The following is an 11,774-nucleotide window of genomic DNA, read 5'->3' on the forward strand; positions in this document are numbered from 1 at the left end:
CGGCGGCCAACGCGGATCGCGCGTCGGCCGCTCGCAATGGCTATTGGACGGTGAAGGGAACGCCGGGGACGGAGTCCGGAAAGACCGGGACCGGGACCTTCATCCATTTGGCGTAGAAGGCGGCCAGTTTTCCGTTCGACTTGATCTCGTCGATGAACTTGTTGGCCGTCTCATTCCACTCCTTCTCGCCCAGGCGCGTGCAGGCGCCGTTGTACAGAGCGGTGAAGTGCAGCTTGGGTTCGAAACCAAGTTCGGGCTTTGCGGCGTTCAGACGCTGCGGATAGAACAGGTTCGCACCGACGGCCTGGACCTGGCCGGAGAGCAGCGCCTGGATGGTGGCCGCGTCATCGTCGAATCTGCGGATTTCGGTTCCGGACGGCGCGTTGTTGGTCACCTGGGTGTCCTGCGTGGAGGACCTCGGAACGCCAATGACGTACTTGCCCATGTCGCCATTGCCGGTGATCGGCGTCGCCTGGGCGGCGACGAGCGTGATCTCATTGGCGACATACGGCTTGGAATATTGCACCGCCTTCGCGCGCTCGGGCAGCATGGCCATGGTTGCGAACAGAATGTCGACGCGGCCTGTGGTCAGAGCCGGAATGCGATTGGCCACCGCCAGCGGGACGAACTCGGCCTTGACGCCGAGATATTCAGCGAAGGCGCGCCCCATGTCGGCATCGATGCCATCCTGCTTTCCCGAGCTGTCGACATAGCCCCAGGGCGGATTATCCCCCTGAATGCCGATGACGACGACGCCCTTCTTCTTCACGTCTTGCAGTGTCCCCGCCTGCGATTTGCCGGCGATGGCGAGAGCCGCCAATGCCAATAGCGCGAGCTTGAGCTGGCGACGATTGGATGAAAACAACATGAGTATCTCCTCCTGGTGATGGCTATTTGTAGAGTAAGTGCGCCGCTATTATCTTTGACTGGTCAGGGCGAGCCTGGCCTCCATCCGACCGCCCCACCACGAGAGTGGCCAGCAGAGGACGAAGTACATCGCGCCGACCACGCCGAAGACCAGCAACGGCTGGAAGGTCTGGTTCGACACGATTTGACCGGCGCGGGCGAGCTCGATGAAGCCGACGATGGCGGCGAGCGAGGTGCCCTTGATGAGCTGCACGAGATAGCCGATGGTCGCCGGCAGCGAGATGCGGATCGCCTGCGGTAGCACGATGTCGCGCATGCGGGACGAATAGTGCAGTCCCAGCGCCATCGCCGCTTCGGTCTGGCCGCGCGGCACGGCCTGTATCGCGCCGCGCCAGATCTCGCCAAGGAAGGCCGAGGCATTCACGGTGAAACCGATTGCCACCGCGACGAACGCATCGAGCTTCAGCCCGGTCAGCGCCAATCCGTAATACACGACGAAAAGCTGCAGCAGCAGCGGGGTGCCCTGGAATATCCCGATGTAGATGCGGGTGCCCCATTCCACGCCCCTGTGGCCACAGGTGCGCAGCAACGCGACGGCGAGCCCCGCCGTACAGCCGCCCGCAAACGCGACCAGCGTGAGCAGCACCGTCCATTGCAACCCACGCAGCAGGAAGCCGAACTCGGGAAGACCAAAATGCGGTGTCATGCTGGCTCCCTCAGCGTGTCGGATATGAGAAGAAGCGGTGAGAGACGACCGCAAAGCCCAGCATCAGCAGCCAGGAGATCGCGAGATAGAGGAAGGTGACGGAGAAATAGACCTCGAAGCTGCGGAAGGTGTCGCTCTCGATGCGCTGTGCAACCGACGTCAGTTCGTAGGCGGACACAGCCGAACAGATCGACGATGTCAGTGTCAGCATGATGAACTGGCCCGTCAGCGAGGGGTAGATCGCGCGAAGCGCGGGCTTGAGCACGATGAAACGGAACACCTGCCCTTTGTGCAATCCGAGCGCGTAACCGGCCTCCACCTGCCCCTTGTGAATGGACTGTACCCCGCCGCGGATGATCTCGATGGCGTAGGCGCCGCCATTGATGCCGAGCGCGATAATGGCGGTCGCTGTCGGATTGAGCTTCAGTCCAATGAGCGGCAGGGCGAAGAACAGGAAGAAGATCTGCACCAGGAAAGGTGTATTGCGCACGACCTCGACGAAGCCGATCATGAGACCACGCAACCACGCCGCCTTCGAATCGCGTGCCGCGACGCCTCCGACGCCGATTAGCATCGCCAGCGTCATTCCGGCGAACGCCAGGCTCAACGTACCCACGCAACCCCACAGCAGTGCGGGCATTGCATGCCAAACCACCGAGAAATCGAGCGTGTAGCCCATCCTTACGTTTCCTCTCGGGCGTTGTACGTGCCGCTCACCCATCGGCCGGGTGTCACCCTCCCAGGGACGCGAAAGTCGCGAAGAAGACGTCTGGATCGGGTGAGATGCCGGTGAACAGGCGAAATGCTTCGGTGCCCTGGAAGATCGCCATGCCACCGCCATCGACGGTGCGGCAGCCGAAGGCACGCGCCGCACGCAGCAAGGATGTTTCCAGCGGGAAATAGACGATCTCGGCGACCCACAGATCGGGACGCAGCAGGGCCGTCGGCAGCGGTGTGCCCGGATACTTGTCCATGCCGATCGGCGTCGCGTTGACAATTCCGTCAGCGGCGGCCACGGCGGCTGCAACATCCTGGCCGGCCCTCAAGCGCCCTTCTGCAAATCGGGGGGACAAGCCCTCGACCACGCCCTGCGCCTTGGCAAAGTCGACGTCGATGATGGTCAGCTCCTGCACGCCGAGCTTCATCAGCGCGAAGGCCACGGCCGCGCCCGCACCGCCCGCGCCGAACTGGACGACACGGCCGAGCGGCGCACCTTGCATGTTGCGGCGAAAATTCTCGGCAAACCCGAACCAGTCCGTGTTGTGGCCGGTCATCCGACTATTCCGGATGACCACGGTATTCACCGCGCCGAGCGCCTCTGCATCCGGCGAGAGCGCGTCCAGCAGCGGGAGAATCGCCTGCTTGCAGGGATGGGTTACGTTCAAACCATCGTAGCCCATGCGCTTTGCGGCCGTGAGCAATTCGGGCAAGGCTTCGATGCCGAGCTTCAGCTCGGTCAGGTCGATCGTCTTGTAGAGATACCGGATTCCAGCGGCATCAGCGGCCGCTTCATGCATGGGCGGCGTGCGCGACGCCGCGATGCCGCTGCCGATCAGGCCGACGAGAAAGTTGGACTTCGGATACATGTTCGGCATCGCCCGTCAGCTCAATGGGACAGTCAATTCGGCGATCACCTGAGCCGTGCCCGGTCGAACGCCGCGCCACCAGGAAAACGCTTCCGCTGCCTGCTCGACCAGCATGCCGACGCCGTCGGCGAGCTTGGCGACGCCTTCCGCGCGAGCCGCCTGCAGAAAGGGAGTCAATCCTTTGCCGTAGGCAAGTTCATATGCCAGTTCCGCGCCGCGCAAGACATTGCGTGGAAGCGGCGGCATTTGACCCCGCAGGCTGGCCGATGTCGCGTTGACCACGACGTCATACCCCTCGGCGAGATCGGCCAGCTCGGTGTAGCCGCTGACCATCAGGGGACCACAGCCGGCAAACTCCTCGGCCAATGCCACTGCTTTCGCCAGCGTTCGATTGACCAGAACCAGCTCGGACGGCTCTTCGCGCAGGAACGGCAGCAGCGCACCACGTGCCGCCCCGCCGGCGCCGAGCATCAGGACGCGGCGGCCCTTCATCTTCACATCGAGATTGACGGTGATGTCGCGCACAAGGCCGACACCATCGAAGTTCTCGGCAATGATCCGATCGCCTTCGAACTTCATGCAGTTTGCGGCGCCTGCGCGTGTGGCGCTCTCGGAATGCTCGTTTGCGTAGGCGAAGGCATCGAGCTTGAACGGGGCGGTGATGTTCAGCCCCTTGGCACCCTCGGCGCGGAATTGATCGACCCGTTCGCTGAAGCCATTGAGGGGGCCCTCGATCGCCTCATAGACGAGGTCCTGGCCCGTCATCTTGGCGAACGCGCCATGGATGAGAGGTGATTTGCTGAAGCCGATCGGATTGCCGATCACCGCATAACGATCGCTCATGGCTTACTCCCGCACTGCGGCTTCGTTGTAGAGCACGCCATCGCGCACCATCGCATCGACGGCTTCGGCCGACAGTCCCAGCGAGGCGGCAATGCGGCGGTTATCCTGGCCAAGCAGAGGTGCTGGAGTGCGCACCGTGGTGTCGCAATCGGAGAATCGGAACGGCAGGTTCGGCAGGGTGACCTTGCCGAGCACCGGATGCTCCTGCTCGACCAGCATGCCGCGCGCGTGGATCTGCGGATCCTTCACGACCTCCTCGATAGTCTGCACGGGAGCGGACGGAACACCCGCCTCCTCGAGTGCGGCGAGACAGGCATCGCGAGAAGGCTGCGACAGCGTCCAGTTGCGCACGATATCCATCGCTTCGGCATAATGGGCGTTGCGCGCGGCAGGCTTGGCAAAGCGCTCGTCGGAGGCCAACGTGTCCCCCCCGATCAGGCTCGCCAATCGTCGCCACGCATCATCGACCTGGGCGGCGATGACAAGATTGCCGTCTTTGGCTGGGAAAACGCCGTAGACAGTCGAGTCCGGTTGTCCGCTGCCGGTCTGCTTCGGCAGGTCCGTACCGCCGGAGAGGAAGTAGCGCTGAACCGCATAGTCGTGCATCGAGACCATGCAGTCGTACAGCGCCAGATCGATATGCTGGCCGCGCCCGGACGACACGCGGCCGACCAGCGCTGCATTGATGGCCGCAACGCCATGAATGCCGGTGTACATGTCTGCCAACGGCATCCGTAGCAGCGGTGGCGCTTCGCCGGGGGCTCCTAATTGCGCCAGCGCGCCCGACATCGCCTCTGCGATCAGGCCGAAACCCGGACGGTCGGCATAGGGACCGGTGTGGCCATAGGCGGAGACCGAGCAATAGACCAGCCTGGGATTCCGCGCCGACAGCGTTTTGTAGCCGAGCCCGAGGCGTTCGAGCGCACCGGGGCGATAGTTCTCGATGAAGACATCGGCCGTGTCTACCAGCTTCATCATCATGTCGAGGCCGCGCTTGTCGCGCAGATCGATGCAAAGGCCCTGCTTGCCCATGTTCTGCTGCAGGAAGTAGCCGGATTGGCCGCCCTTAAAATAGCCGTGGGCGCGGCCTGCATCGCCTTGCTTCGGACGCTCCACCTTGATGACGTCAGCGCCCATCGCGGCAAGACAACGGCCCATGGACGGGCCTGCGAGGAAATGGCTGTAGTCGATGACGCGAATGCCTTTGAGTGGCAGATCTTGGAGCGGCAGATCTTGCGCGGTCATGCTGGCTCTCCTGCAGCGCGGGTCTTCGGGCGCATCGGAATCATCAGCCGATGCTCACCGAGCTGCACCACTTCGCCGCGCTGGTTGATCAACTCCGACGGCAGCACCACGATGCCCCACCCTTCCCGCTTCGTGGCGCGCATTGCACCGATGCGGAACTTCACATGCACGGTGTCGCCGAGCTTGATCGGCAGCTTGAAATCCCACGTCCAGCCCAGCGACATTCCCGGAAGGAAGCGATAATCGGCACGGGTCTTCAAACCGTCGGCGAGCGACAGACCAAACAGCCCGTGCGCGACGCGCGTGCCGAAGGGCGTGGTCTTGGCGTAGTCCTCGTCGACGTGCACAGGCGTGAAATCACCCGTTAGTTCGGCATAGGCGTTCACCATCGCTTCGGTGACCGTCACCGCGGGGGTGACGCACTCGTCACCGACCTTGGCATCGTCCCAGTAGCGCACATCGGTCATGTCGCGTCTTCCTCTAGGCACGGGGATTGATCGCCAAAGCGGCTTCCACGGCACCAGCGCTCGCTTGCAAGATCTCGACGTTCAACCCGCCCGGCAACGCGAGCCAGTTCGGCCCGGCCGGCAACGCCTTGGCGCCCCAGGCGGCGGCACGGGCGAGCACGCCTTCGTAATCGTCGACCATGATGCCGAGATGGGCGAGACGACCCTCCGGTCCGGCAAAATGCGGATCCTCGATGAGTTGCACGCTTCCGAGCACCCATACCTGACGTGGGCACGCACCGCCGGCGAGTTGCTCGTCGCGAACGGCAAGACCGAGCACCTCACGGAAGAAGTCGACGTGACGATCAACGTCCGGCACGCGGATCGCGACGTGCTCGACATAGGCGCGCGGCAACGACATCGTCTCAGGCCTTTCCCGGATAATTGCTGCGGGCGTATTCGAGCCCTTTGACCAACGCGACGAGGGTCGCGTTGACGGGGGTCGGCACGTTGTGCTTGGCGCCCCAACGCACGACGGAGCCGTGAATGTAATCAACTTCGGTCGGGTTGCCGGACTGCAGGCTCTGCAGCATCGACGTCTTGAACTCGGGCGGCAGTCCAGCGGACGCCATCGTCCAGGCGCGGCGCGGATCGGCGATTGAGATCTTCACACCGGCAGCCTGTGCGACCGCGATGCCCTCCGAGATTGCGGCCAGCGCGCAATCTTCCAGGATCGCCAGTGAATAGAGACCGCCATAGGTCAGCCCGGTAACGGTGGTAATTCCTCCTCCGGCGACGTTGATGAACAACTTGTCCCACATCGTGCCCAGGATGTTGTCGCTGAGCTGCGTGAGAATGCCCGCACGATTGAACGTCTCTGAAATTCGCCGCGCGCGGTCCGTCAGGCGGCCATCAAGTTCGCCGATGATGGTTTCCTTGCCGATGACCCCGGAGCGAACATGGCCTGGGCCAAGCAGCACGCCACCAACGTAGGTCTTGCCGGCCATGACCCGGTCACGACCAACTTCCTCCGCAAGGATGTCCTCGTGACCGAGACCGTTTTGAAGCGACATCACGACCGTCTGCGGTCCGATGATCGGCGTCGCCGCTCGGATCGCATCGCGCGTATGGTAGGATTTGACGAGGACAATGACGAGGTCCGCGACGCTGCCGACCTCCGTCGCGGAGGCGCAGGCGGAGACCTTCACGACGCTCTCGGCGTCACCTTCGAGAATCCGCAAACCACCGGCATTGATCGCGTCGACATGAGCCTGGAACGGATCAATCAGCCAGACCTCGGCTCCACCGCGCGCCAACGTGCCGCCGATGGTCGAACCGAGGGCTCCCGCTCCGATAAAGCAGATCCTCATCCGAACGCTTCTCCCTCGCCCGTTTTGGCGTTGGAAGCGTGCTAGCAGGCGGCCCGGTATTTGGATATTCTATGATCCTTATAACCATTATTTTCGATCGCAATGAAGCACCGGGACCCCTCCAAGACGAGCCTGCTGGAGCCGCGCCTGCTCCGGCTCTTTGACGCATTGTTCTCCACGGGCAGTGTCACCAAAGCAGCCGAGAAGCTCGGTCAAAGCCAACCGACCATTTCGATTGGGCTGGCGCGCCTGCGAAAGGAACTGGACGATCCGCTCTTCATCAGGTCAGCGGAGGGAATGCTACCGACTCCGCGCGCCGAGGCCCTGATCGGCACGGCCAGACAGGCCCTGGAGATGCTGCGTCGCCTGGCGGAGCTTCGCCCGGAGTTCGATCCGGCGACTGCAAAGCGCCGCTTCGTCATCTGCATGACGGATGCGAGCCACATCACGCTGCTGCCCGCCATTCTCGGCTACGTCCGCCGAGTTGCGCCGGGCATCCGCATCGAGGCGGCGCAGATCGGCGGCGATACTCCGCGGATGCTGCAGTCTGGCGAGGCCGATCTGGCGCTCGGCTACATCTCGGACCTCGATGCCGGGCACTTCCAACAGGTGCTGTTTCCGCAGGATTGGGTCTGCCTGGCGAACGCAAACCATGCCCGGATCCGCGACCGCATCACCGCAAGGGATTTCAGGCGTGAGGCCCACGTCCTCATTCGCTCCGGCACTGGACATCTCTTGCTCGGGGACGCGCTACGGGAGCAGCGCATGGTCCTTGACGTTGCGCTCGAACTCCCGGGCTTTCTGGGGTTGCCCGCAATCGTCGGGACAACTGACCTGATCGCCACCCTTCCAAGACACATTGGCGAGACGTTGGCTCATTATTACGGACTGCGCGTGCTCGATTGCCCGCTGGCGATCGCCGGCTTTACGGTGAAGCAATATTGGCACGCCCGCTTCCATCACGACCCGGCAAACCAATGGTTGCGTGACGTCTGCGGCGAGCTGTTTCAACAGCAGGAGGTGCGGGGTCTCTATCGTTCCGGCCGGCCCAAGAAACGAAGGCCACGCGATTTGACGTCGTAGTCCCGAATGGAGCGGAAGGAAGAAAGCCTCCCGCCTCGGATCGTGGAATTCCGCGTTTTCCGCCCGGATATTCCGCATGTCATAAGTCAAGAGGGAAATGTGGGCGCATGCCACTTGCGCGATCGCGCCTCTCCATCTCTGGAGCGAGTGTGCGCTGTGGAGTGCGACCCCGGGCGGTCCAATGCATGTCCTTATAGTTGAAGCCGCGCGCGAGCGTGGGCTTCACCACCATGAAGTAAGGCGAAATATCGAAGTCGCGCGGCGCGTAGAGTGATGAGTGACGAGGCTCGGCGATTTCCCGCCGCGCAGTCTGGCTATCGATGTGCGTGATGGTGGGGAGGATCGGATAACGCACGGCTTCGAAGGCTTGCGCAATCAGCGAAGAATAGATGATGCGGCTCGCATCGCCCGAGCCAAGCGCGATCGTTCGGCGGCGACAACGCTGCGCCATTGGCCATGGGAACAGATGCCGCATCAGGTCGATGACGTTCTTGAAATCGTAGCCGAGGCCAATGCGTTCGGAAGCGTAGCGGCAGACCTTCTCGCAGTCCGCTCCGCTCAGGCCCACCGGCCGGCAGATGCGGGTTTGGCAATGCAGATATTTCGACAGCGGCGCCGACACGACACCTTCGTCTATGTTGGCTTCGATCAGGACATGAGGCTCACCGTCCGTTGCGGAACCCGCTATCGGCCCGACGTATAGCGCCGAGTGTGACCAGGCCGATTGAGTGAGATACTTGATGCCGCTGGAAATGCGACCCTTGCCCTCGACCAGCAAAACGTCACCTGGTCGAAGAGTGTCGCGCAAGGCCGTCGAATCGTTCGGCGGCAACGGCTCACCGCGGTTGGCCTGCTTCTGAAGCCGCGCAATCAATCGTCCAACGCTGTCGATCATCCAGCCCATCGCTCGTCTCCTCTTTTTGGAGTGGGCACTGTGATGGTCTAGCGAATCGAATCCGGAGCTGCGCCAGAGCGATTGTCGTACCCATAGAGCGATTGCTCTTACCGAACGCGCGGGCGCCAATCGGCTGGGGGTCCATCGGTCAGCTTACCAAGCGCCGCAGCGAAGGCTGTTTGGGAAGCATATGGTCTGCAGCAAGCCGCAAGCGTTTCCGGCCGCCCTTGACCTGGCAATAGCACGGCTAGGTCGATCGCAGTGCCATGACATTCGCCTGTTCGGCCGCAGGCCAATCGCGACACCGCACAACTGCCAGCAATCGCTCTGCAATTGGATCAATCGCTCTGGGGCGGCGCCGCGCCACCCCCCTACCATGACCGTATCGACGTCAACGGTAGATGGAAGGACACGTGATGATCTGGAAGAATCTCGTCAACCAATCTGCGACCCTTGCATCGCGGCCGAAAGTCCTCTCCACCACCTTCATGTGCGCCCTTTCAGCGACGGTGCGCTTGGCTTCGACCGGAGATGAAGGAGCAAGGATTGCGGCGCAACCGGTTCACACACGAGATTCCATGGTCTCGATCATGACCAAAGACAGCGTTCCGATCTTTTGCATGGGCTGGAGGCCAAAGCCCGCCCAGCCGCTTGTGTTTCAAAGCCCGAATGCCTGCCGCGCCTGGCCGCTTTAGCAAGACGCCGGAGGTATCGTCATGATCCGGGTCCCAACCGGCGCTGCCACGCCCGCGACGATCGTCGACACGCTGAAAGCGTCGGCCGGTGTCTCGCCAAAGACACGCGCCAGCTTCGCCAGAGGCCGCTGTGTCCGCGGCACCTTTATCCCGTCAGACAGAGCGGAAGAAGTTACGAAGTCGCAGAGTTTCACGGCCGCATCACGCGTGCTGGCGCGCTTCTCGCTGGACGGCGGCAATCCCCGCTTGCCGAACACTGATAATTTCGTGCTGCGCGGGTTCAGCTTCAGGCTAGGAGATACGGAGCATCGTTCCGACATTCTCACACAGAGCGCGCCCGTTCACTATGCGAGGACCCCGGCGCAGATGTTGGCGTATCTGAAGGCGCGCGTTCCCGGGTCCGGCCAACGACCCGATCCGGAAAAAGTCGAGGCGTTCTCCGCCGCCTATCCTGAGACTTCGCATCAGGCAAGCTATGTGGCTGCCCATCCGCTTCCCGCAAGCGTTGCCGATACCACCTACTGGGCCGTCCACGCCTTTCCCGCGACAAATCGGTATGGCGAGACTCAATTCATCAAATTCAAGGTCGTCCCGGTCGGCAGCCAAGGTGCTGCACCGACCGAAGGCGCGGCCAGGACGGAGCCTGAAGAGTTCCTGCACGACGATTTGGAAAGCCGGATCGCGGCACGCGGTATCCGGTTCAGCCTGATGGCGGTGCTCGGCCGCCTCGGAGACCCCATATTGGATGTCACGATCCGATGGCCGGACGAGGACCGCCGGGAGACGGTGCGCCTCGGAACAATCGTGATCACTGCAATCGAAAAGCGCGATGCATACGTCTTCGATCCGGCAGTCCTCGCCGAAGGCATCGGGCATCCGCCCGACGAGATCTTTGCGGCCCGCCGCGCCGCCTACACGATCTCACGAGCCAGGCGCCGCTGATCGAAGGATCAGCTTCCGCTCTCCCTGGTGCCCTGCGCCTCGCGGCGCCATGCCGCGGGGCTGGTGCCGACCTGCGCCGAAAACACCTTTGTAAAATGGCTTTGATTGGCAAAGCCGGCCGATACCGCAACTTCCGACAATGGCAGGTCCCGTACGATGGTCATCAACTGCTTGGCCGCCTCCACGCGCTGGCGCAGCAGCCATTGGTGCGGCGGCAGGCCGGTCGAGATTCGAAACGCGCGCGAAAAATGACCGACCGAGAGGCCAAACTCGGCCGCGATCTGTTGCAGTGAAAGTGTCCCGCCGAGGTCGGAGTCGAGCTTTTCGCAGGCACGCTTCACTTGCCACGGGGCAAGGCCGCCGCGAGCGGGCCCGGTCGTGCTCTGCAACCCGCCATAGGCCTGGGCAATGTGCGCGGTGAACGCCAGCATCATTTGATCGATGAAAAGCTGGTTGACCTCGGCCGGTCGGCTGAGCCCTTGCAGCAGCAATGTCCCGATATGACGCATGATCTCGTCGTCATGGCCGAAGCCGAACTGGCAGGCGAGGTCGCCAACAGGCGGTGTGCCGGATTCCCTGGCGATGCGGTCGAGCGCTGAACGCGGAAGATAGAAGTGGAGGGAATGAAATGGTTTGTCGATGATGAAACCCGGATCGCGCCTGAGATCGTACAGATATGTCGTACCGGCCCTGACATCCGCCTTCCCGACGGACTTGCCGTTTTCCCAGAGCTCGCAGTCCGGGTAATCGTGAAGCTTCAGACTGACAAAATAGGCCTCATCGGCCACGGAGCCGGAACGACCCGGTATCGGGTTATCAACCTGGGTTTCGGTGACCGCGAGTTCGATGCCGCGCAGTGAACGCGTGATCAGCGAGGGCGGTGCATCCCTCAGGTGCAACTGCTGCCTGACCCTCTGTCCGAAGGTGCTCGCATGCATCATGTGTTTGGACCATTCGTGGAGGTCGATCGGGCCGTTCGACGCACCGCCGACACTCCGTTCCGGCGCGCAGTATCCGGTATCCGGGTGCGGAGGTCTAGGGTCACGGCGGCGGTAAACGCAATTGTGAGGACTGGCTACCATCATGGTTACAAAGC

Annotated in this window: 14 protein-coding genes; 3 read left to right on the forward strand and 11 right to left on the reverse strand. The window is 62.6% G+C overall.

Going from position 1 to position 11,774, the window contains the following annotated elements:
* Positions 1-40: 40 nt before the first annotated feature.
* From AC0WRY_RS26185 to AC0WRY_RS26225, 9 genes are read right to left on the reverse strand one after another with little or no spacing between them, the layout of a single operon-like run.
* On the reverse strand, positions 41-868 hold the full coding sequence (locus tag AC0WRY_RS26185; protein WP_194403668.1) for a transporter substrate-binding domain-containing protein: 828 nt from the start codon (positions 866-868) through the stop codon (positions 41-43).
* Positions 869-916: 48 nt separating this feature from the next.
* Complete coding sequence (locus AC0WRY_RS26190) at positions 917-1,573, reverse strand: amino acid ABC transporter permease (protein ID WP_194403669.1); 657 nt, start codon at positions 1,571-1,573, stop codon at positions 917-919.
* Between the two features lie 10 nt (positions 1,574-1,583).
* Positions 1,584-2,252 (reverse strand): amino acid ABC transporter permease, encoded by a 669-nt coding sequence (locus tag AC0WRY_RS26195; RefSeq protein WP_194403670.1) that lies wholly within the window; start codon positions 2,250-2,252, stop codon positions 1,584-1,586.
* A gap of 52 nt (positions 2,253-2,304) precedes the next feature.
* Entirely contained in the window at positions 2,305-3,159 is an 855-nt protein-coding gene (locus AC0WRY_RS26200; protein ID WP_194403671.1) for a shikimate dehydrogenase, read from the reverse strand.
* 15 nt (positions 3,160-3,174) lie between these two features.
* Positions 3,175-4,002, reverse strand: coding sequence for a shikimate dehydrogenase (gene aroE, locus AC0WRY_RS26205; RefSeq protein WP_194403672.1), 828 nt, complete (start codon positions 4,000-4,002; stop codon positions 3,175-3,177).
* Positions 4,003-4,005: 3 nt separating this feature from the next.
* Positions 4,006-5,247 carry a CaiB/BaiF CoA transferase family protein gene (locus tag AC0WRY_RS26210; protein WP_194403673.1) on the reverse strand — a complete coding sequence of 414 codons (1,242 nt, stop codon included), beginning with the start codon at positions 5,245-5,247 and terminating at the stop codon, positions 4,006-4,008.
* Positions 5,244-5,714 carry a MaoC family dehydratase gene (locus AC0WRY_RS26215; RefSeq protein ID WP_194403674.1) on the reverse strand — a complete coding sequence of 157 codons (471 nt, stop codon included), beginning with the start codon at positions 5,712-5,714 and terminating at the stop codon, positions 5,244-5,246. Before AC0WRY_RS26215 ends, AC0WRY_RS26210 begins: the two co-directional genes overlap by 4 nt.
* Before the next feature lie 13 nt (positions 5,715-5,727).
* Positions 5,728-6,114 carry a VOC family protein gene (locus AC0WRY_RS26220; protein ID WP_194403675.1) on the reverse strand — a complete coding sequence of 129 codons (387 nt, stop codon included), beginning with the start codon at positions 6,112-6,114 and terminating at the stop codon, positions 5,728-5,730.
* A 4-nt stretch (positions 6,115-6,118) separates the two neighbouring features.
* Positions 6,119-7,063 carry a ketopantoate reductase family protein gene (locus tag AC0WRY_RS26225; RefSeq protein ID WP_194403676.1) on the reverse strand — a complete coding sequence of 315 codons (945 nt, stop codon included), beginning with the start codon at positions 7,061-7,063 and terminating at the stop codon, positions 6,119-6,121.
* Between the two features lie 102 nt (positions 7,064-7,165).
* On the opposite strand from AC0WRY_RS26225, the gene AC0WRY_RS26230 reads away from it, so the two are divergent.
* Positions 7,166-8,146 carry a LysR family transcriptional regulator gene (locus AC0WRY_RS26230; RefSeq protein ID WP_194403677.1) on the forward strand — a complete coding sequence of 327 codons (981 nt, stop codon included), beginning with the start codon at positions 7,166-7,168 and terminating at the stop codon, positions 8,144-8,146.
* 79 nt (positions 8,147-8,225) lie between these two features.
* Here AC0WRY_RS26230 and AC0WRY_RS26235 read toward each other — a convergent pair whose 3' ends face one another.
* Complete coding sequence (locus AC0WRY_RS26235) at positions 8,226-9,050, reverse strand: YiiX/YebB-like N1pC/P60 family cysteine hydrolase (RefSeq protein ID WP_491121623.1); 825 nt, start codon at positions 9,048-9,050, stop codon at positions 8,226-8,228.
* Positions 9,051-9,457: 407 nt separating this feature from the next.
* On the opposite strand from AC0WRY_RS26235, the gene AC0WRY_RS26240 reads away from it, so the two are divergent.
* Together AC0WRY_RS26240 and AC0WRY_RS26245 are read left to right on the forward strand one after the other, a co-directional pair.
* Positions 9,458-9,736 carry a hypothetical protein gene (locus AC0WRY_RS26240; RefSeq protein ID WP_194403679.1) on the forward strand — a complete coding sequence of 93 codons (279 nt, stop codon included), beginning with the start codon at positions 9,458-9,460 and terminating at the stop codon, positions 9,734-9,736.
* A 21-nt stretch (positions 9,737-9,757) separates the two neighbouring features.
* Positions 9,758-10,678, forward strand: coding sequence for a catalase (locus AC0WRY_RS26245; protein ID WP_194403680.1), 921 nt, complete (start codon positions 9,758-9,760; stop codon positions 10,676-10,678).
* A gap of 8 nt (positions 10,679-10,686) precedes the next feature.
* Here the strand turns inward: AC0WRY_RS26245 and AC0WRY_RS26250 are convergent, their stop codons facing one another.
* Complete coding sequence (locus AC0WRY_RS26250; RefSeq protein WP_194408413.1) at positions 10,687-11,619, reverse strand: AraC family transcriptional regulator; 933 nt, start codon at positions 11,617-11,619, stop codon at positions 10,687-10,689.
* Positions 11,620-11,774 lie beyond the last annotated feature (155 nt).

Source organism: Bradyrhizobium sp. T-12 (assembly GCF_058314695.1).

Excerpts from the sequence above, each read along its gene's own strand:
- AC0WRY_RS26185 (WP_194403668.1), bottom strand. The coding sequence starts at position 868 with ATGTTGTTTTCATCCAATCGTCGCCAGCTCAAGCTCGCGCTATTGGCA.
- AC0WRY_RS26190 (WP_194403669.1), bottom strand. The coding sequence starts at position 1,573 with ATGACACCGCATTTTGGTCTTCCCGAGTTCGGCTTCCTGCTGCGTGGG.
- AC0WRY_RS26195 (WP_194403670.1), bottom strand. The coding sequence starts at position 2,252 with ATGGGCTACACGCTCGATTTCTCGGTGGTTTGGCATGCAATGCCCGCA.
- AC0WRY_RS26200 (WP_194403671.1), bottom strand. The coding sequence starts at position 3,159 with ATGTATCCGAAGTCCAACTTTCTCGTCGGCCTGATCGGCAGCGGCATC.
- aroE (WP_194403672.1), bottom strand. The coding sequence starts at position 4,002 with ATGAGCGATCGTTATGCGGTGATCGGCAATCCGATCGGCTTCAGCAAA.
- AC0WRY_RS26210 (WP_194403673.1), bottom strand. The coding sequence starts at position 5,247 with ATGACCGCGCAAGATCTGCCGCTCCAAGATCTGCCACTCAAAGGCATT.
- AC0WRY_RS26215 (WP_194403674.1), bottom strand. The coding sequence starts at position 5,714 with ATGACCGATGTGCGCTACTGGGACGATGCCAAGGTCGGTGACGAGTGC.
- AC0WRY_RS26220 (WP_194403675.1), bottom strand. The coding sequence starts at position 6,114 with ATGTCGTTGCCGCGCGCCTATGTCGAGCACGTCGCGATCCGCGTGCCG.
- AC0WRY_RS26225 (WP_194403676.1), bottom strand. The coding sequence starts at position 7,063 with ATGAGGATCTGCTTTATCGGAGCGGGAGCCCTCGGTTCGACCATCGGC.
- AC0WRY_RS26230 (WP_194403677.1), top strand. The coding sequence starts at position 7,166 with ATGAAGCACCGGGACCCCTCCAAGACGAGCCTGCTGGAGCCGCGCCTG.
- AC0WRY_RS26235 (WP_491121623.1), bottom strand. The coding sequence starts at position 9,050 with ATGGGCTGGATGATCGACAGCGTTGGACGATTGATTGCGCGGCTTCAG.
- AC0WRY_RS26240 (WP_194403679.1), top strand. The coding sequence starts at position 9,458 with ATGATCTGGAAGAATCTCGTCAACCAATCTGCGACCCTTGCATCGCGG.
- AC0WRY_RS26245 (WP_194403680.1), top strand. The coding sequence starts at position 9,758 with ATGATCCGGGTCCCAACCGGCGCTGCCACGCCCGCGACGATCGTCGAC.
- AC0WRY_RS26250 (WP_194408413.1), bottom strand. The coding sequence starts at position 11,619 with ATGATGCATGCGAGCACCTTCGGACAGAGGGTCAGGCAGCAGTTGCAC.